Here is an 18,533-nt window from a genome sequence, read left to right on the forward strand (position 1 = left end):
GACGCGCCGTGGCCGTTTTCCGCCGTCGCCGCTTCGATGAGCTGACCGGGTTTCGCGATGGCGACCATGGCGCCGCCTTCGCGGCGTTTCGGCAAAGCGCCGGTCGCCTTCTCGCCGGGGCCTTCGAGACAGGGTCTCTCGGGCTCAAGGTCGAGGCCTTCCACGCCGCGGCGCAGGCTGCGATGGCGGCCGATGAGAGCGGTTCGGGCAGCGGCCCGGATGATGCCGCCTTTGCACGAGGTTTCTTCGAAACCCATTTCGTGCCGCTGGCGATTGTCCCCGACGACGGCGGCTCCGGCCTTCTGACGGGCTATTACGAGCCGGTGGTCGAGGCCTCGGCCGTTCGCACCGAGCGGTTTCGCTTTCCGCTCTATGGCAAACCGCACGATCTCGTGAAGATCGACGACATCAACCGGCCGCCGGGTTTCGATCCCGAATTCCGCTTCGGCCGGCGTTTCGACGACGGGATGATCGGCGAATATTTCGATCGCGGGGAGATCGAGGCCGGCGCGCTGAAAGGCCGTTGTCTCGAAATCGCGTGGCTGAAGGACAAGGTCGAGGCCTTCTTCATCCATGTGCAGGGATCCGCGCGTCTCATGATGCAGGACGGGCGGCAGATCCGCGTCGGCTATGCGGCGAAATCGGGCCATGCGTTCACGGCGATCGGGCGCAGCCTCGTGAAGGAAGGCGCGCTGGAGCTGGCGGCAGCCGACATGAAGGGCATAAGGGCCTGGCTCGCCGCCCATCCCGAACGCCGCGACGAAATTCTGAACCGCAACCGTTCCTTCATCTTCTTTGCCGAAATGCCGGTCGAAGATCCGGGGCTCGGCCCGCTCGGGGCGGCGAAGGTGCCGCTGACGCCGCTCGCCTCGATCGCCGTCGATCGCCTCCTGTCGACCTATGGCATCCCGTATTTTCTCTCCAGCGACAGCCTCAAGATCAATGACGCGCCGTTCTGCCGGCTGATGATCGCGCAGGATACCGGTTCGGCGATCCTCGGTCCGGCGCGGGCCGACATCTTCGTCGGCACGGGCGACGATGCCGGAGCGATTGCCGGGACGATCCGCCATGCCGCGGATTTCTTCGTCCTCGTCCCCCACGATCTGGCGGACGAGTTGACCCGATGACGCGGCGCAAACGCTCGCTCAGCGAGGAGGACAGGCGCCTGTGGGCCAGCGTCGCCCGGCAGGCCGTTCCGATGAAGGGCCGCTCGCTCGACGATCTGCCGGCGCCCTTGCCGGATCCCGCCCCCGCGGCCAAACCCGCACCGGGCGGGCAAGCCAAGCCAGCGACGGGAATGTCGGCGGCTTTGAAGGGGCAGCGCATGGTGCCGATGGCAATCCCTGCCGCTCTCCATCCGATCGAGCGGCCGACGCGGCGCAAGATCGCCAAGGGCCGGTTGGCGATCGACGCGCGCATCGATCTTCACGAGATGACGCAGTCGGCGGCCCATGCCGCGCTTTCGCGCTTTCTCGCCCAGGCCCAGGCCATGGGTCTGCGGCATGTACTCGTCATCACCGGGCGCGGCATGCCCGGAGGCTCGCGCGGGATCTTGCGGCGGGTCGTGCCGCAATGGTTCGCCAGCGCCCCGTTTCGCTCCCTCGTCTCCGGTTTCGACAGCGCCGAGCGTCATCATGGCGGCGAAGGCGCGCTTTATGTCCGCATCAGGCGTCTGAGATGACCCCGTTCGGCGCCAAGGTCAGGGAACTGCGCCGCGAGAAGGGGGTGACCCAGCAGGACATGGCCCGGGCCCTCGGCGTCTCGTCGGCCTATCTGTCGGCGCTCGAGCACGGCCGCAGGGGCCGGCCGACCTGGGCGATGTTGCAGCGGATCATCGGATATCTCGGCGTCATCTGGGACGAGGCCGAGGAGCTCGAACGTCTCGCCGAACTCTCTCACCCCAAGATCGTCGTCGAGACGGCGGGCCTGTCTCCGGAGGCCACGCGCCTCGCCAACCGGTTGGCGGAAACGATCGGGTCCCTAAATTCAGACGAGGTCGGCCGTGTGCTTGCCGAACTCGAACGCTCGGGCGAGGCGGCAGAAGCGCGCCGCAAGGCGCGGCTCGAGGCGCGGCGCCACCGCTAGGCAGAGTATCGACGACCCTTTCGAACGGCCTCGGACCGGTGGTGACCCGTCGCAAGAATCCCGTTCCTCGAAATGAAAACTCTTACTTTTACGTAAGCCGCAAATAATCTAACCGATTGTATTTGCTGGTGCGAGATTTTGCATGTTGCAAGGCGGGGCCGAGAGGGCTAAGCGTGCGCTCCAACGGGGGCACCGTTGCATTGCAGCATGCCGGTCCGGTTCTTGCGAGAGCCGCCCGGCCGGCTCGGTCTCGATGCCCGATGCGCGGTGGGGCGGCCAGATCGTCTGGTTGCTCCGGCGCGTGATGCTCAAGGCGGCGACCAAGGTCTGGAGGGACCACCCGTCGCGACAAGCAAGGGATATCAGACTTTGGCTCGCAACAAGATCGCACTCATCGGTTCCGGCATGATCGGCGGTACGCTCGCCCATCTGGCCTCGCTGAAGGAACTGGGCGACATCGTCCTGTTCGACATTGCCGAGGGCACGCCTCAGGGCAAGGCGCTCGACATCTCCCAGTCCGGCCCGGTCGAAGGCTTCGACGCCTCGCTGAAGGGCGTCAACGACTATGCCGGCATCGAGGGCGCGGATGTGTGCATCGTCACCGCCGGCGTGCCGCGCAAGCCCGGCATGAGCCGCGACGATCTTCTCGGCATCAACCTGAAGGTCATGGAGCAGGTCGGCGCCGGCATCGCGAAATACGCCCCGAACGCTTTCGTCATCTGCATCACCAACCCGCTCGACGCGATGGTCTGGGCGCTGCAGAAGTTCTCCGGCCTGCCGAAGGAGAAGGTCGTCGGCATGGCCGGCGTGCTCGATTCCGGTCGCTTCCGCACCTTCCTCGCCGAGGAATTCCAGGTCTCCGTCGAGGACGTGACGGCCTTCGTTCTCGGCGGTCATGGCGACACGATGGTGCCGCTGCCGCGCTATTCGACGGTTGCCGGCATTCCTTTGACCGATCTCGTGAAGATGGGCTGGTGCACGGCCGATCGTCTGGAAGAAATCATCCAGCGCACCCGTGACGGCGGCGCGGAGATCGTCGGCCTTCTGAAGACCGGCTCGGCCTATTACGCGCCGGCGGCTTCGGCGATCGAGATGGCGGAATCCTATCTCAAGGACAAGAAGCGGGTTCTTCCCTGTGCTGCCGCGCTCAAGGGTGAGTACGGCCTGTCCGACCTTTATGTCGGCGTTCCCTGCGTGATCGGCGCCGGCGGTGTCGAGCGTGTCATCGAGATCGATCTCGACGGTGGCGAGAAGGGCCAGTTCGAGAAGTCGGTGAACGCGGTCAAGGGCCTCATGGAGGCCTGCCAGGGTATCGCCCCGAGCCTGAAATAAGCATTCGAAAAGCCGGGACGATCGTCCCGGCTTTCTTCCATCATCTCCGCCATCGAGGCTGAAACGAGAGGCCGGACACGTCCCATGAACATCCACGAATATCAGGCCAAGGAAGTCCTCAAGGGCTATGGCGCCCCTGTCGCAGAGGGTGTCGCGATCACGTCGGCCGACGAGGCCGAAGCGGCGGCCAAGCAGCTTCCCGGGCCGCTTTATGTCGTGAAGAGCCAGATCCACGCCGGCGGGCGCGGAAAGGGCAAGTTCAAGGAACTCGGCCCCGACGCCAAGGGCGGCGTGCGGCTGGCCAAGTCCATCGAGGACGTGGTTTCCAACGCCCGCGAAATGCTCGGCAACACCCTCGTCACCAAGCAGACGGGCGATGACGGCAAGGTCGTGAACCGCCTCTACATCGAGGACGGCGCCGACATCGATCGCGAGCTCTATCTCTCGCTGCTCGTCGATCGTTCGGTCGGCCGCGTCGCCTTCGTCGCCTCGACCGAGGGCGGCATGGACATCGAGACCGTCGCCGAGGAGGCGCCGGACAAGATCATCACCGTGCCGATCGATCCGGTTGCCGGCGTCACCGCCGCCGATGCGGAGAAGCTCTGCTCGGCCCTCAATCTCGGCGGGGCGGCCAAGGTCGACGGGATGCAGCTCTTCCCGATCCTCTACAAGGCCTTTACCGAGAAGGACATGAGCCTTCTGGAGATCAACCCGCTGATCGTCATGACAGACGGGCACCTGCGCGTTCTCGACGCCAAGGTCTCCTTCGACGGCAACGCGCTGTTCCGCCACGACGACATCAAGGCGCTGCGCGACGAGAGCGAGGAAGACGCCAAGGAGATCGAGGCGTCGAAATACGACCTCGCCTATGTCGCGCTCGACGGCGACATCGGCTGCATGGTCAACGGCGCCGGCCTCGCCATGGCGACGATGGACATCATCAAGCTTTACGGAAAGGAGCCGGCGAACTTCCTCGACGTCGGCGGCGGCGCCAACAAGGAGAAGGTGACGGCCGCCTTCAAGATCATTACCGCCGATCCGAACGTGAAGGGCATCCTCGTCAACATCTTCGGCGGCATCATGAAGTGTGACGTCATCGCCGAGGGCGTCGTCGCCGCGGTCAAGGACGTCGGCCTCAAGGTGCCGCTGGTGGTGCGCCTCGAGGGCACCAATGTCGATCTCGGCAAGAAGATCCTCAATGAGAGCGGCCTCGCCATCACGGCGGCGGACGATCTCGACGACGCCGCCAAGAAGATCGTCGCTGCCGTCGGGTGACGAGCATGTCCGATATTCTGGCCGCCTGGTTGCCGGTTCTGTTGCTGGTGGTCGTGGTGATCTGGCTGATGCGGCGCTCGCGCCGGGCCATGGATCGCCACGTCGCCGACACGGAGGCGATCAACAATCGCATTCTCGAGGCCAGTCGCGAGACGGTTCAGGAACTGCGCCAGATCCGGACCCTCCTCGAGGAGCGCTCATAGGCGCCGACCGGTCGATCCGATCAAGGGTCGGCGTGGCTCGGCGTTCCGGCACGATACTGACGGAGGACAGGCTCTTGACTCTGGACGGTCCGACAGTCGCGGCTCGAAGAATGAGCCGGGCCGCATGGGCTTTCGGCTTTTCGCTCGCGCTGGCAGGCCAGGCGTTGGCCGCAGGTGGCGTGAAGCTGCCGCTGACGCCGCCCGACGGCGCTTCGAAGACGCTCGCCGACTATATCGAGATCTGCTCGACGGGGATGACCAACATTCCCGAAGCCGGCAGCCTCGCCCTCGAGAGGGGCTGGAAGTTGATGGACCCGAATGGCGGCGGGATGGCCGCCGGGTTGGCTGCCGCCGCAGGGCTTTTCTCAGCCACCAAAGACGACGGCAGCTTCCTGACGATCAGCCGGGTGCAGTTCCCCCATGTCGTCGCATCGAGCTGTCAGATGGTGCTGACGGCCAAGCCAGACGATCTCGATACCGCCAAGCTCGGCGAGATCGACGGCGTTGAAGGCGGCGGCGGGGTGCTCGGCATGGCCCAGCCGGGCGCCGGCTTCTGGAGCTTCGTCGACGATCAGGGCCGGGTGGTGACCATGACGGCGATGCCGGCGGGCGCCAGCGGACGCTTCGTCCTCAACATGGGGCGGGCGGAGTTGACGGAGCTCGGCAAGAAGGCGGGGGCTGAGTCGGCGGGTTAGCCGGAAAACGCTGATTTCCAGGCGTCAGGCTTTCCAGTGCGAGTGTTCGCTTGCGGATGGACCTGCAAGGAGACCCGAGAACGTTGTCGCAGGAAGAAATTGCCGGAGCCCCGGCAGGGGTCGACGCCGCCCAAGTCATCGAGATTGAGATGTCGCCGACGAGATTACGTTTGTTTGCGGTCGGGTGTCTCTTAGCCTCGCTTGGCTCGCTTGCCCTGGTTCTAACCTGGGATGAGCCAACTGCGGAGGATTTCAAGTACTGGATGATATGGCTTGGGGTCCCATTTTTCGGGTTTGGGGCCTGTGTTTTTTTCTCGCGGATGACATGGTCCGGACCGGTGGTCGTGTTGTCTCCGGAGGGCCTCCGGGACCGGCGTATGTCGCCGGCGATCATCCCTTGGCCCGCCATTCGATCGGTCAAGACCCGGTCTTACGGCCGTTCGAAGCTTCTCATTCTAGAAATTGACCGCGACTTTGAACGTCGTCTGTCCTGGTCGCTTATTGCCAGGATCTCGAAATGGCCAAACGCGATGTTGGGCGCAAATGGACCTTGGGTCGCGAGCTCTGACCTTCGAATAGCTCACGATCATCTTGTCGAGGCCATTGAGGCATATTGGCAAGCGTTCGGTCAGACCAAGCCAGACAACGCTTGAACTAATGCACCACACAGGATATGTGCCACACATAACCCGTGTAAGCGCTGATCGGCTCGAAGCCATGGCCAAGAACATCACTCTCGCCATTGACGAGGATCTCCTCGACAAGATGCGTGTCCTCGCGGCGATGCGGCGGACCAGCGTCAACGCCATGGTGCGTGATTTTTTTGAGCACGAGGTCAAGCGAGAGGCCACGCAGGCGAACCGTGCTGAAGCCTGGGGTCGCCTTTTCGAGGCCGCTGACAACAACGCCGAACGACGGTCACGGCGTCTCGGTGACGAAGCGCCGCTGTTCGATCGGGAACTGTTCTACGAAGAGGTCATGCGTGAACGCGGCCTTCTTTGATACCAATGTCATCGTCTATGCGGCCGATACGCATGCTTTCGACCCTGCCAAGCGCGACAAGGCTCGGCAGCTGATGCAGACGCGGCAGATCTTCACGTCGACGCAAGTGATGATGGAACTCTACGGCGTCCTGCGGAAGAAGCTGGCCTACGGCGCCGATGCCGCGTCGGGCTGGGTTCGGATGCTTTACGGCGACGACGTCGTCACCCTGTCTGCCTTCGACGTGATCGAAGCGCTGCAGACGGCGCATCGTTACGACATCTCTCACTGGGACGCACTGATCCTCGTTGCTGCCACCCGATCCGGCCAGGAACTCGTTTACACCGAGGACCTGAATCACGGTCAGAGCTACGGCAGCGTCAGGGTGTGCAACCCGTTCATCGAAGACTTTCTCGCGTAAACTGTAAAGGCTGTAGCCATGTCCATTCTGGTCGATAAGAACACCAAGATCATCGTGCAGGGCCTGACCGGCAAGACCGGGACCTTCCACACCGAGCAGGCGCTGGCCTATTTCGGCACCAAGATGGTCGCCGGTATCCACCCGAAGAAGGGCGGCGAGACCTGGACGGCCGGCGAGGGCGCCAAGGACGCCGCCGGGACCGAGCTGCCGATCTTCACGAGCGTCGGCGAGGCCAAGGAAGCGACGGGCGCCACCGCTTCGGTGATCTACGTGCCGCCCTCGGGCGCGGCCGCCGCCATCGAGGAGGCGATCGACGCCGGCATCGATCTCATCACCTGCATCACCGAGGGCATCCCGGTTTCCGACATGGTGAAGGTCAAGGCCAAGCTCGAAAAGTCGTCCTCGCGGCTGATCGGCCCGAACTGCCCTGGCGTGATGACGCCGGACGAATGCAAGATCGGCATCATGCCGGGCAACATCTTCAAGAAGGGTAATGTCGGCATCGTTTCGCGCTCTGGCACGTTGACCTATGAAGCGGTCTTCCAGACCACCAATGCGGGTCTCGGCCAGACGACGGCGGTCGGCATCGGCGGCGATCCGGTGAAGGGCACCGAGTTCATCGACATGCTGGAGATGTTCCTCGCCGACGAGGCGACGAAATCGATCATCATGATCGGCGAGATCGGCGGCTCGGCGGAAGAGGACGCGGCACAGTTCATCAAGGACGAAGCCGCCAAGGGCCGCAAGAAGCCGATGGTCGGCTTCATCGCGGGCGTCACGGCGCCTCCCGGGCGCACCATGGGTCACGCAGGTGCGGTGGTTGCCGGCGGCAAGGGCGATGCGAAGTCCAAGATCGCGGCGATGGAATCGGCCGGCATCAAGGTGTCGCCGTCCCCGGCACGGCTCGGAACGACGCTGAGCGAGCTGCTGAAGGGCTGATCGCCGCCGGCGAGGAAAAACTCTCGACCTTGGCGTTTCATTGCCTCGCCAAGGTCGAATTCGCGGTGGAGACACTGCGGCGTCTGTAACCGGCTTTTGGGGATTCGCCCGGCCGGATCGAAATATTCGATAGGAGGCGGCGCCAGGCACGCGCCGCGAACGGTATCATGTCACGCAGCCCAGCGAACGACCATTTCGCGCTCACCTCCTTCCTGTATGGCGGCAATGCCGACTATATCGAGGAGCTTTACGCGCAGTACGAGGAGGACCCGTCCTCCGTCGACGCCGAATGGCGCGACTTCTTCAAGGAACTCGGCGATCCGCGCGAGGACGTGAAGAAGAACGCCGACGGCCCGTCCTGGCAGCGTGACAACTGGCCGATCGCGATGAATGGCGAGCTGGTTTCTGCGCTCGACGGTAATTGGGGCCCGGTCGAAAAGCGCATCGAGACCAAGGTCAAGGAAAAGGCCAAGGCGGCCGGCGGCGAGCTCTCGCCCGAAGCCGTCAACCGGGCGACGCGCGATTCCGTCCGTGCGCTGATGCTGATCCGCGCCTACCGGGTGCGCGGCCATCTCCACGCCAAGCTCGACCCGCTCGGCATCGCCAAGCCCGCCGACGACGACTACAACGAACTGTCGCCCAAGGCCTATGGCTTCACCGAGGCCGACTACGATCGCAAGATCTTCATCGACAACGTGCTCGGCATGGAGTTCGCGACCATCCGCCAGATGGTCGCCGTTCTCGAGCGGACCTATTGCTCGACCTTCGGCATCGAGTTCATGCACATCTCCAACCCGGAAGAGAAGGGCTGGCTGCAGGAGCGCATTGAAGGGCCCGACAAGGGCGTCGAATTCACCGAGCAGGGCAAGCGGGCGATCCTCAACAAGCTGATCGAGGCCGAGGGCTTCGAGAAGTTTCTCGACGTCAAGTACAAGGGCACCAAGCGCTTCGGCCTCGACGGCTCGGAATCGCTGATCCCGGCCCTCGAGCAGATCATCAAGCGCGGCGGCCAGATGGGCCTGAAGGAGATCGTCTTCGGCATGGCCCACAGAGGCCGGCTGAACGTTCTCGCCCAGGTCATGGGCAAGCCGCACCGGGCGATCTTCCACGAGTTCAAGGGCGGCTCCTTCAAGCCCGACGACGTCGAGGGCTCGGGCGACGTGAAGTACCATCTGGGTGCTTCCTCGGACCGCGAGTTCGACCAGAACAACGTCCACCTGTCCCTGACGGCCAACCCCTCGCATCTCGAGATCGTCGATCCCGTGGTGATGGGCAAGGCGCGGGCCAAGCAGGACCATCTCGTCGGCCCCTCACGCACCGAGGTCGTGCCGCTGGAAACCCGCTCGCAGATCCTGCCGCTCCTGATCCACGGTGACGCGGCCTTTGCCGGCCAGGGCGTCGTCGCCGAGTGCTTCGGGCTTTCGGCGCTGCGCGGCCACCGGGTCGCCGGCACCCTGCATTTCATCATCAACAACCAGATCGGTTTCACCACCAATCCGCGCTTCTCGCGCTCCTCGCCATACCCGTCCGACGTCGCGAAGATCGTCGAGGCGCCGATCTTCCACGTCAATGGCGACGACCCCGAAGCGGTGGTCTATGCGGCGAAGATCGCCACGGAATTTCGCATGAAGTTCCACAAGCCGGTGGTCATCGACATGTTCTGCTACCGGCGCTACGGCCACAATGAGGGCGACGAGCCGGCCTTCACCCAGCCGATCATGTACAAGAACATCCGCAACCATCCCTCGACCCTGGAAATCTATTCCAAGAAGCTGGTCGAGGAGGGCCTGCTCACGACGGAGGACATCGAGGATCGCAAGGCCGAATGGCGCAAGACCCTCGACGCCGAGTTCGAGGCCGGCCAGAGCTATCTGCCGAACAAGGCGGACTGGCTCGACGGCGCATGGTCGGGACTGCGCAAGGCGGAAAAGGAAGACGAACCGCGCCGCGGCATTACCGGTATCCCGCTGAAGACGCTGAAGGAGATCGGCGGCAAGCTCTCGACCGTTCCTGAGAACTTCAACGTCCACCGCACGGTCAAGCGTTTCCTCGACAACCGCGCCTCGATCATCGACAGCGGCGAGGGCATCGACTGGGCGACGGCCGAGGCGCTGGCCTTCGGCACCCTCGTCACCGAAGGCCACCCCGTGCGCCTCTCCGGCCAGGACGTGGAACGCGGAACCTTCTCCCAGCGCCATTCGGTGCTCTACGACCAGGAGGACGAAAACCGCTACATCCCGCTGGCCAATCTCTCGAAGGGCCAGGCGGTCTACGAGGTCATCAACTCGATGCTCTCCGAAGAAGCCGTGCTCGGCTACGAATACGGCTATTCCCTCGCCGAGCCGAACGCGCTGACCCTTTGGGAGGCCCAGTTCGGCGACTTCGCCAATGGCGCCCAGGTGGTGATCGACCAGTTCATCTCGTCGGGCGAGCGCAAGTGGCTGCGCATGTCCGGCCTCGTTCTCCTCCTGCCGCACGGCTATGAGGGGCAGGGGCCGGAGCATTCCTCCGCGCGCCTCGAACGCTTCCTGCAGATGTGCGCCGAGGACAACATGCAGGTCGCCAACTGCTCGACGCCGGCGAACTACTTCCACATCCTGCGCCGGCAGCTGAAGCGCGAGTTCCGCAAGCCGCTCGTCCTGATGACGCCGAAGTCGCTGCTGCGCCACAAGCGGGCGGTCTCCAAGCTTTCGGACATGGCGGGCGAGACGAGCTTCCACCGCCTGTTGTGGGACGATGCCGAGCTCGACAAGAATGCCGCGACCAAGCTCGTCTCGAACGACAAGATCAAGCGCGTCGTCATGTGCTCGGGCAAGGTCTATTACGACCTTTACGAGGAGCGCGAGAAGCGCGGCATCGACGACATCTACCTGCTTCGCGTCGAACAGCTCTATCCGTTCCCGGCCAAAGCCCTGATCAACGAACTCTCCCGCTTCAAGCAGGCGGAGATGGTCTGGTGCCAGGAAGAGCCGAAGAACATGGGCGCCTGGTCGTTCATCGACCCTTATCTCGAATGGGTTCTGGACCATATCGATGCCGAGAAGCGCAGGGTTCGCTACACGGGCCGCGCGGCCTCGGCTTCGCCGGCGGCCGGCACCATGGCGAACCACCTGAAGCAGCTTGCCGATTTCCTCGAGGATGCGCTCGGCTGATCGCCGGCTTTCCTCATCAAGACTTGTCGAAACCGACGCCCCAAACGAACGAACGAGACCAATGGCTACCGAAATCAAAGTGCCGACCCTCGGCGAATCCGTCACCGAAGCCACGATCGGCCAATGGTTCAAGCAGCCCGGGGACCGGGTCGAGCAGGACGAGACGATCGCCGAACTCGAGACGGACAAGGTGACCGTCGAGGTGCCGGCGCCCTCCGCTGGCGTGATGCAGGAGATCGTCGCCAAGGAAGGCGAGACCGTCGAGGTCGGCGCGCTGATCGGCATGATCGGCGAAGGCGAGGGCAAGGCCTCCGGCGCGACCAAGCCGACCGAGAAGCCGAAGAGCCAGGCGGCCAAGGCCGATCAGGCCGCTGACACGGCCGCCGACTATGGCGGCGGCGGATCGGGCGACGCCAAGACCAACGGAGCGGGCGCCTCTGGCGGCGGCAAGCTGGTCGAGGTCACCGTCCCGGCGGCGGGCGAATCCGTCACCGAGGCGACGGTCGGCGAGATCTTCAAGAAGGTCGGCGACAGCGTCTCAGTCGACGAATCCCTTCTCGAACTGGAAACCGACAAGGCTGCCCAGGAAATCCCCTCGCCGGTCGGCGGCGTCATCCGCGAGATGGCCGTCTCCCAGGGCGACGAGGTCAAGGTCGGCGCGCTGCTTCTGAAGATCGAGGAGGGCGCCTCTGCCGGTTCGGGCGCTTCGGATTCCGGCTCCACGGCCAAGGGCGGCGGCACTGACGAGACGCCGCGTCGGCAGGTCGAGGCGGAAGAGGGCCGTCCGCCGGCACCCTCCGCCGCCAAGATGATGCGTGAAAAGGGCCTGTCCGACGGCGACGTCGATGGCTCCGGCAAGAAGGGCCAGGTCTTGAAGGGCGACGTGATTGCGGCGATCGCCAAGGGCGCCCCGTCATCACCGCAGGAAAAGCCGAAGGCCGCCCGCGCGCCGTCCAGCGGCGACGACGCTTCCCGCGAGGAGCGGGTCAAGATGACCCGCCTGCGCCAGACCATCGCCCGGCGCCTGAAGGACGCTCAGGACACCGCCGCCATGCTCACCACCTTCAACGAGGTGGACATGAAGGCGGTGATGGACCTTCGCTCGAAATACAAGGACCTGTTCGAGAAGAAGCATGGCGTGAAGCTCGGCTTCATGGGCTTCTTCACGAAGGCCGTCTGTCACGCGCTGAAGGAGATCCCGGCGGTGAACGCCGAGATCGACGGCAACGAGATCGTCTACAAGAACTTCTGCCATGTCGGCATGGCGGTCGGCACCGACAAGGGCCTCGTCGTCCCGGTCATCCGCGACGCCGACGAGATGTCGATCGCCGAGATCGAGAAGGAGCTCGGGCGTCTGGCAAGAGCGGCGCGTGACGGCAAGCTCGGCATGTCCGACATGCAGGGCGGCACCTTCACCATCACCAATGGCGGCGTCTACGGCTCGCTGATGTCGACGCCGATCCTGAACGCCCCGCAGTCGGGCATCCTCGGGATGCACAAGATCCAGGAGCGCCCGATGGCGATCGGCGGCCAGGTGGTGATCCGGCCGATGATGTATCTGGCGCTGTCCTACGATCACCGGATCGTCGACGGCAAGGAAGCCGTGACCTTCCTCGTGCGCGTCAAGGAGAGCCTGGAAGATCCCGAGCGGCTGGTTCTCGACCTCTGATCGGCGCCTCGCTAAGGTTCCGGGATGGAGACGCTGGTCGATATCTCGGAGGTCTTTCGCAATCTCGCGCTGACGGCGGCCGCCGCCGTCGGCGCCTCTCTCGCCTGGAAGAAGCTCGGGCCGGAAACAACCCAGGCGGGGACGGCGGTCAGGCAGGCCGAACTCGCAAGACGTGCTCATGTCATGGAACTCTTCAACCGTGCGGCGGCGCAACTTGGCGACGACAAGCTTGAGGTTCGCTTGGCGGCGATCTACGTTCTGAGGGAAATCGGCCGTGACTTTCCCGATCTGGCGAACCCGATCTTCGAACTCCTGCAAAACCACCTGGAAGCCAGAAAAGCCGGAGGTTATGGGGAAGAGGAGCCGCCGGTCGACGTCCGCGCCATTCTCGACGCGCTTTTGCTGAAGACGGGAGCCAGATGACCATGTCGATTGTCGCATCCAGGACCCTGCCGAAACTGCGCCTCAGGAACGTCTTCCTGCGACGGACCGACTGGACCGATGCCGATCTCACCGATGCCGATATTTCCGGGACCGACGTCAGCAACGCCTCATTCGTTGGCGCCGATTTCACCCGCACGAATCTGCGCGGTACGATCCTTCGCGGTGCCGATCTGAGCGGAGCAAGGAACCTCACACTCGAACAGCTGCAAAGCGCTGTCCTCGACGAGACCACCACGCTGCCGGACTATATCGACCGCTCGAAGCTGACGCTCGCGCCGGCTGAGTGAGCTGGCCCGCTGGAAGGGACGCGCAGAGACATGCCCGATGTCATGATCGTCACCGGCCGATCGCGCGGCACACGCGCCGGCACCGTTCTTTCAAGGGCCGAAGCTCTTGCGCGGGCAAGCCTCCGGCCCGCCTCTCATCAAGCAGCATATTACACGGGCGCCAGTCTCGACGGCTCCGGCGCAAGGGCCATCCTTCCATGAAAGTCTTCCGCGCGCTCGCGCTCTTCAGCCTCGTTGCCGGTTTCGCGGCGTTTTCAGCTCCCGCTCTCGCGATCGATGAGGCGCTGCCCGACGCGACACCGCCGGCAGAACAGGCCGCGCAAGATCTCGGCACGGCACCCGACGACACCTATCTCGACGACCGCTCGACGCCGGAATCCCTCATCCGCTCGCTCTACAACGCCATCAACCGGCACGAATACTTACGCGCCTGGAGCTACTTTTCCGACGAATCCGGCCGGCCGGACTTTGCCGCCTTCCAGAAGGGCTACGAGACGACCGGCGGGGTGAAGCTGAAGCTCGGCGATCCCTTGAGCGAGGGCGCGGCCGGCTCGATCTACACCTCCATCCCGACGGTGATCGAATCCACCGGCACCGACGGGGCCGTGCGAGTGTTTTCCGGCTGCTATGTCACGCGCTTCGTCCAGCCGGCCAATCAGGCGACGCCGCCCTTCGTGCCGCTGCAGATTTCCAAGGCGACGCTGCGGCCGGCCCGCACCAAGTTCGACGAGACCTCCGGCGACTGTCCGCTGGACGGTCAATGACCCGCCTCGGCAGGCCATGAACCGCCGAGAGAGTGACCGATGGGCGCAACGGTCCGCTTCGGGGTTGCATGCCGGGCCGCCGCGTCGGAAATAGACCTCACCCTTTGCTCCCTGAAGGGAGCCTCGTTCCTCATTCATCAATCAGACTGGAAGACTTCTGCAAATGGCTGACACCTACGATCTCGTCGTCATCGGCTCCGGCCCGGGCGGCTATGTCTGCGCCATCAAGGCGGCGCAGCTTGGCCTCAAGGTCGCCGTCGTCGAAAAGCGCAAGACCTATGGCGGCACCTGCCTGAATGTCGGCTGCATTCCGTCGAAGGCGCTGCTCTACGCCTCGGAATCCTTTGCCGAGGCGGGCCACTCCTTCGCCGAGATGGGCATCGAGGTCTCGCCGAAACTCAATCTTGAGAAGATGATGGGACACAAGGACAAGACGGTGAAGGCCAATGTCGACGGCGTCGCCTTCCTGTTCAAGAAGAACAAGATCACCGGTCTCACCGGGACCGGCAAGATCAAGTCGGCGGGCGAAGTCGAGGTGACCAAGGACGACGGCTCGACCGAGACCTTGTCCGCCAAGAACATCTGCATCGCCACCGGCTCCGATGTCGCGGGCATCCCGGGCCTCGACGTGACCTTCGACGAGACCACCATCGTCTCGTCCGACCATGCCATCGCGCTGCCCAAGGTGCCGAAGAAGATGGTCGTCGTCGGCGGCGGCGTCATCGGGCTGGAGCTCGGCTCGGTCTGGGCGCGGCTGGGGGCCGAGGTGACGGTGGTCGAGTTCCTCGACAAGATTCTCGGGCCGATGGACAAGGAGGTTTCCACCGCCTTCCAGAAGCTTCTCGTGAAGCAGGGCCTGACCTTCAAGCTCGGCGCCAAGGTGACCGGCGTCGAAAAGGCCAAGAGCGGCGCCAAGGTGACCTTCGAACCGGTGAAGGGCGGCGAGGCCGAGACGCTGGACGCCGACGTCGTGCTCGTCGCGACGGGCCGCAAGCCCTATACGGACGGGCTCGGGCTGAAGGAAGCCGGCATTCGGATGGACGATCGCGGCCGGGTCGAGATCGACCAGCACTTCAAGACCAATGTCGACGGCATCTATGCCATCGGCGACGTGGTGAAGGGCGCGATGCTCGCCCACAAGGCCGAGGACGAGGGCGTGGCGCTGGCCGAAATCCTCGCCGGCCAGTCCGGCCATGTGAACTATGACGCCATCCCCTCGGTGGTCTACACGGCGCCGGAAGTCGCCTCGGTCGGCAAGACCGAGGAAGAGCTGAAGAAGGCCGGCGTCGATTACAAGGTCGGCAAGTTCCCCTTCATGGCCAATGGCCGGGCGAGGGCGATGCTGCAGACCGACGGCTTCGTGAAATTCCTGGTGGATGCCAAGACCGACCGGGTGCTCGGCTGCCACATCCTCGGCGCCGATGCCGGCGACATGATCGCGGAAGCCGCGCTTCTGATGGAATTCGGCGGCTCTTCGGAAGATCTCGCCCGCACCTCGCACGCCCATCCGACCCTGTCGGAGGCCATGCGCGAGGCGGCCTTCGCGGCCTTCGCCAAGCCGATCCATATCTGATCGGCGATGGCGGGCGGCCTAGAGTGCCGGGCGAAAAAGTGGAATCCGGTTTTTCGATAAACCGGCGCGCCAGATAGAATCTACAGCCTCGGGCGATGCGAAGTTATCACCTGATGCTGTAGTCGCCCGCCGTTCTCTTGCCGACGCGGCTGCTCAGGTGCGTGAAATCTCCCTCGCCCTTCGAGGCCGCCTGCGGCGGCACCTCAGGATGAGGGAGATTTGGCGGCGCTGCTGCGCGGCGTTGTCAAAGGGTCAATGGCAGGACGAAGGGTGTGCCGGAAAAGGCGTCGGCGCCCCGGCCGATGCTTCGGATCGCTTCCACCATGCGGCCGCCGCGTCCGAGCCTTTCGTCGGCAAGGGCGACGAGGCGGGGATTGGGCGTTGCCGAAGGCGCGCGGTGGCGCAGCTCTTTTGCCAGCGCCGCTTCGTCGAGATCAGGATTGATCGCCAGAGCCAGGATATAGGCGGCTGCCGTCGAGCGGCTGATGCCGGCCCAGCAGTGGATCGCCAGCGGCTGTTCGCGGCTCCAGCCTTTGCCGAAGTCGAGCAGCTGGTCGAGATGATCGGTCGAGGGGGCGGTGAACCCGTCCATCGGCTCGGCGATGTCGTTGAAACCGAGAAACAGGTGGCGCTCTGCCTCGACCATCTGCGGCCGCTGGACCACGGTCTCGGCATTGATCAGCGTGACCAGATCGAGCGCGCCGTGCTCGGCAACGGTCTTCGGCATGTCGGCGAGGGAAGAGACGACGAGATAGCTCATCGCCCCGCTATAGGCTCTTTGGCCGGAGGTGGCCAGCGCCCCGGCGCCCGGCCGGGTGAAGCGGGATCGTTCCTGCATGGCCCTGAAGGCGAAGGGGCGGTCCCGGCGGGCTCAGACGCTGTTCGAGCGGGCGGGCTGCGGCGTTTCGAGAGGCTTGGCCGAAGCGCTTGTCCGCCGATCTTTCGCGGTCAGCGCCGCGTCGAGCTCTGCGAAGCGGGCGAGGAAGGCCGCTTCCATTTCCCGCGCCGGGCGCGGGGTGAATTCGGCGGGCTCGCAGGCGGCATTGCCCGGCTCGCCGAAGAACTTCGCCGCTTCCTTTTCCTCGAAGCCCGCGAGCAGCGTCGCCTCGAAATAAGCCGAGATCCGGTCTGCGGCCTTGATCGCCTTCTCGATCGGTGGCGGCAGGTCGCCGGGCAGGCCGAAGCGCAGATGGATCGCCGTCTCAAGCCGTTTTTCCACCGCCTTGTAGTCGCCGCCCATCACCGCCTTGAACGGCGAGATCATGTCGCCGACGACATATTCGGGGCCGTCATGGAGGAGGGCGGCCATGCGCCAGCGTGGGTCGTCCTCCTTCGCCGCGACGATCCGCTCGACGATCAGCGAGTGCTGGGCGACGGAAAAGGCGAAGTCGCCACGGGTCTGGCCGTTCCAGCGGGCGACGCGGGCAAGCCCGTGGGCGATGTCGGAAATCTCGACGTCGAGCGGCGAGGGATCGAGGAGATCGAGCCTGCGGCCGGACAGCATGCGCTGCCAGACGCGCGGGACGGCTTTCGGCGGCGAGGCCTTTTTCGAGGGAGCGCGGCGCGTCCCGCTCATGCCGGGCCGCCAGCGGCATCTGCCGCATCGCCAGCGGCCGGGATGGCGTAGCCGGCATAGGGCGGGATCGACAGCGCCACCGGCACGCCCTCGACGCTGAGCCCCGCGCCGCTCGCGGCCGCTTGCGCCAGCCGGTCGATGCGCACCATGGCAAGGCCGGCCGCGTCCTCGATCGACAGGATCTCGCCGACGCTTCGCTCTCCGGCCCTGATCTCGCTGCCGGCGATCAGCGGGGCTTCGCCGGTAACCAGCATCAGCCGGCGGCGCGCCGTGCCGCGATGCTGCATGCGCGAGACCACCTCCTGGCCGACAAAACAGCCTTTCTTGAAGGAGACGCCGGCGTTGTAGTCCATCAACACGTCATGGGGGAACACTTCGGAAGGCGGATAGTCGGCGCCGAGTTCGGCGACGCCAAAGGTGATCCGCAGCTTGCGGTAATCTTCGGCCGCAGCCTCGGCAGCGCCCGCCGGCGGCGCGCCATAGGCCCGGTAAACCGGCTCGTTCGAAAAGCGCCGATCGGAAAGGGCGCCGTCACCACCGCCATCGACCTCGTCCCAGACGGCGAAGACCGCCTCGTCGCTCTCTTCGATCGCGATCTTCAGGCGCAGGCGATAGAGCGTCAGCCGCTTCTTCAGATCGGCCCTGAGGCCGGCCGGCCCGTCGAGCCGCATGCCGCCCTCGATGCGGCTGAGGAGGAACTCGAACATCACCTTGCCCTGCGGCGTCAAAAGCGCGGCGGGGCTGGCGGCATCCCCCGTCACGGCCGCGACATCGGCGGTGACGAGACCTTGCAGGAATTCCTCGGTCTCGGCGCCGGAAAGATGCAGCGTCGCGCGGTCGTCGAGGCGGGCATAGGGCATGGGATCACTCGTCTTTGGTCGAGGCAGGCGCGGTCTGGCAATGGCGATCGGCGGCGCGTCGGCATCGCCCGATCGCTTCCTCCTACCTATGCCGAGGCCGATGCCGCGACAAGCGAAGGCCTTGGGATTGACGCGTTCTGCCGGGCGACCGGAACTAAGTAAGCCGGCCTTTCCTCATCGATCCGCTAACCCTTCGCCGACTTTCCCGGCCTTCGGTAAGCCGCTTTTCACCGCTGAGGGTCAGGCTTGTCCCGAGCCGGGCACGAACCGGCAGAAA

The 18,533-nt window shown here is 64.8% G+C and carries 20 protein-coding genes; 17 read left to right on the top strand and 3 right to left on the bottom strand.

Going from position 1 to position 18,533, the window contains the following annotated elements:
* Positions 1–8: 8 nt before the first annotated feature.
* The 17 genes from mltA (at position 9) to lpdA (ending at position 15,820) form a co-directional block, all read left to right on the top strand.
* Positions 9–1,127, top strand: a complete 1,119-nt coding sequence (gene mltA / locus J6595_RS16925) for a murein transglycosylase A (protein WP_209595827.1) — start codon at positions 9–11, stop codon at positions 1,125–1,127.
* Positions 1,124–1,681, top strand: coding sequence for a Smr/MutS family protein (locus tag J6595_RS16930; protein WP_209595829.1), 558 nt, complete (start codon positions 1,124–1,126; stop codon positions 1,679–1,681). The genes mltA and J6595_RS16930 overlap by 4 nt, the downstream gene beginning before the upstream one ends.
* Positions 1,678–2,085 carry a helix-turn-helix domain-containing protein gene (locus J6595_RS16935; RefSeq protein WP_209595831.1) on the top strand — a complete coding sequence of 136 codons (408 nt, stop codon included), beginning with the start codon at positions 1,678–1,680 and terminating at the stop codon, positions 2,083–2,085. The genes J6595_RS16930 and J6595_RS16935 overlap by 4 nt, the downstream gene beginning before the upstream one ends.
* A gap of 369 nt (positions 2,086–2,454) precedes the next feature.
* Positions 2,455–3,417: a malate dehydrogenase gene (mdh, locus tag J6595_RS16940; RefSeq protein ID WP_209595841.1), complete on the top strand. Its 963-nt coding sequence runs from the start codon at positions 2,455–2,457 to the stop codon at positions 3,415–3,417.
* Positions 3,418–3,501: 84 nt separating this feature from the next.
* Positions 3,502–4,692 carry an ADP-forming succinate--CoA ligase subunit beta gene (gene sucC, locus J6595_RS16945; RefSeq protein ID WP_209595843.1) on the top strand — a complete coding sequence of 397 codons (1,191 nt, stop codon included), beginning with the start codon at positions 3,502–3,504 and terminating at the stop codon, positions 4,690–4,692.
* Positions 4,693–4,697: 5 nt separating this feature from the next.
* The gene (locus tag J6595_RS16950) at positions 4,698–4,895 is read left to right on the top strand and encodes a hypothetical protein (protein WP_209595845.1); all 198 of its coding nucleotides are present in this window, start codon (positions 4,698–4,700) and stop codon (positions 4,893–4,895) included.
* Positions 4,896–5,005: 110 nt separating this feature from the next.
* The gene (locus J6595_RS16955) at positions 5,006–5,590 is read left to right on the top strand and encodes a hypothetical protein (protein ID WP_209595867.1); all 585 of its coding nucleotides are present in this window, start codon (positions 5,006–5,008) and stop codon (positions 5,588–5,590) included.
* A gap of 83 nt (positions 5,591–5,673) precedes the next feature.
* Positions 5,674–6,243, top strand: a complete 570-nt coding sequence (locus J6595_RS16960; protein ID WP_209595870.1) for an STM3941 family protein — start codon at positions 5,674–5,676, stop codon at positions 6,241–6,243.
* 64 nt (positions 6,244–6,307) lie between these two features.
* Complete coding sequence (locus tag J6595_RS16965) at positions 6,308–6,592, top strand: ribbon-helix-helix protein, CopG family (RefSeq protein WP_209595880.1); 285 nt, start codon at positions 6,308–6,310, stop codon at positions 6,590–6,592.
* Complete coding sequence (locus J6595_RS16970) at positions 6,573–6,992, top strand: PIN domain-containing protein (protein ID WP_209595881.1); 420 nt, start codon at positions 6,573–6,575, stop codon at positions 6,990–6,992. The genes J6595_RS16965 and J6595_RS16970 overlap by 20 nt, the downstream gene beginning before the upstream one ends.
* Positions 6,993–7,010: 18 nt before the next feature.
* Complete coding sequence (gene sucD, locus J6595_RS16975) at positions 7,011–7,931, top strand: succinate--CoA ligase subunit alpha (protein WP_209595883.1); 921 nt, start codon at positions 7,011–7,013, stop codon at positions 7,929–7,931.
* A 167-nt stretch (positions 7,932–8,098) separates the two neighbouring features.
* Positions 8,099–11,083: a 2-oxoglutarate dehydrogenase E1 component gene (locus J6595_RS16980; protein WP_209595885.1), complete on the top strand. Its 2,985-nt coding sequence runs from the start codon at positions 8,099–8,101 to the stop codon at positions 11,081–11,083.
* Positions 11,084–11,144: 61 nt separating this feature from the next.
* Positions 11,145–12,752 (top strand): 2-oxoglutarate dehydrogenase complex dihydrolipoyllysine-residue succinyltransferase, encoded by a 1,608-nt coding sequence (odhB, locus tag J6595_RS16985; RefSeq protein WP_209595888.1) that lies wholly within the window; start codon positions 11,145–11,147, stop codon positions 12,750–12,752.
* Positions 12,753–12,776: 24 nt separating this feature from the next.
* Positions 12,777–13,175 carry a hypothetical protein gene (locus tag J6595_RS22590; RefSeq protein WP_245198641.1) on the top strand — a complete coding sequence of 133 codons (399 nt, stop codon included), beginning with the start codon at positions 12,777–12,779 and terminating at the stop codon, positions 13,173–13,175.
* Complete coding sequence (locus J6595_RS16995; protein WP_245198643.1) at positions 13,172–13,483, top strand: pentapeptide repeat-containing protein; 312 nt, start codon at positions 13,172–13,174, stop codon at positions 13,481–13,483. The genes J6595_RS22590 and J6595_RS16995 overlap by 4 nt, the downstream gene beginning before the upstream one ends.
* A 197-nt stretch (positions 13,484–13,680) precedes the next feature.
* Positions 13,681–14,247: a hypothetical protein gene (locus J6595_RS17000; RefSeq protein WP_209595890.1), complete on the top strand. Its 567-nt coding sequence runs from the start codon at positions 13,681–13,683 to the stop codon at positions 14,245–14,247.
* A 163-nt stretch (positions 14,248–14,410) separates the two neighbouring features.
* Positions 14,411–15,820 carry a dihydrolipoyl dehydrogenase gene (gene lpdA, locus J6595_RS17005; RefSeq protein WP_209595892.1) on the top strand — a complete coding sequence of 470 codons (1,410 nt, stop codon included), beginning with the start codon at positions 14,411–14,413 and terminating at the stop codon, positions 15,818–15,820.
* Between the two features lie 244 nt (positions 15,821–16,064).
* Here lpdA and J6595_RS17010 read toward each other — a convergent pair whose 3' ends face one another.
* The 3 genes from J6595_RS17010 to ygfZ all read right to left on the bottom strand — a co-directional run bounded on the left by J6595_RS17010 (position 16,065) and on the right by ygfZ (position 18,256).
* Positions 16,065–16,580: a tyrosine phosphatase family protein gene (locus tag J6595_RS17010; protein ID WP_209596115.1), complete on the bottom strand. Its 516-nt coding sequence runs from the start codon at positions 16,578–16,580 to the stop codon at positions 16,065–16,067.
* A gap of 111 nt (positions 16,581–16,691) precedes the next feature.
* Positions 16,692–17,396 carry an HD domain-containing protein gene (locus tag J6595_RS17015; protein ID WP_425342167.1) on the bottom strand — a complete coding sequence of 235 codons (705 nt, stop codon included), beginning with the start codon at positions 17,394–17,396 and terminating at the stop codon, positions 16,692–16,694.
* The gene (gene ygfZ / locus J6595_RS17020; RefSeq protein ID WP_209595893.1) at positions 17,393–18,256 is read right to left on the bottom strand and encodes a CAF17-like 4Fe-4S cluster assembly/insertion protein YgfZ; all 864 of its coding nucleotides are present in this window, start codon (positions 18,254–18,256) and stop codon (positions 17,393–17,395) included. The genes J6595_RS17015 and ygfZ overlap by 4 nt, the downstream gene beginning before the upstream one ends.
* Positions 18,257–18,533: the final 277 nt, after the last annotated feature.

Origin of the sequence: Jiella mangrovi (assembly GCF_017815135.1) — a bacterium.
In the GTDB taxonomy this organism is placed as follows: domain Bacteria; phylum Pseudomonadota; class Alphaproteobacteria; order Rhizobiales; family Rhizobiaceae; genus Jiella; species Jiella mangrovi.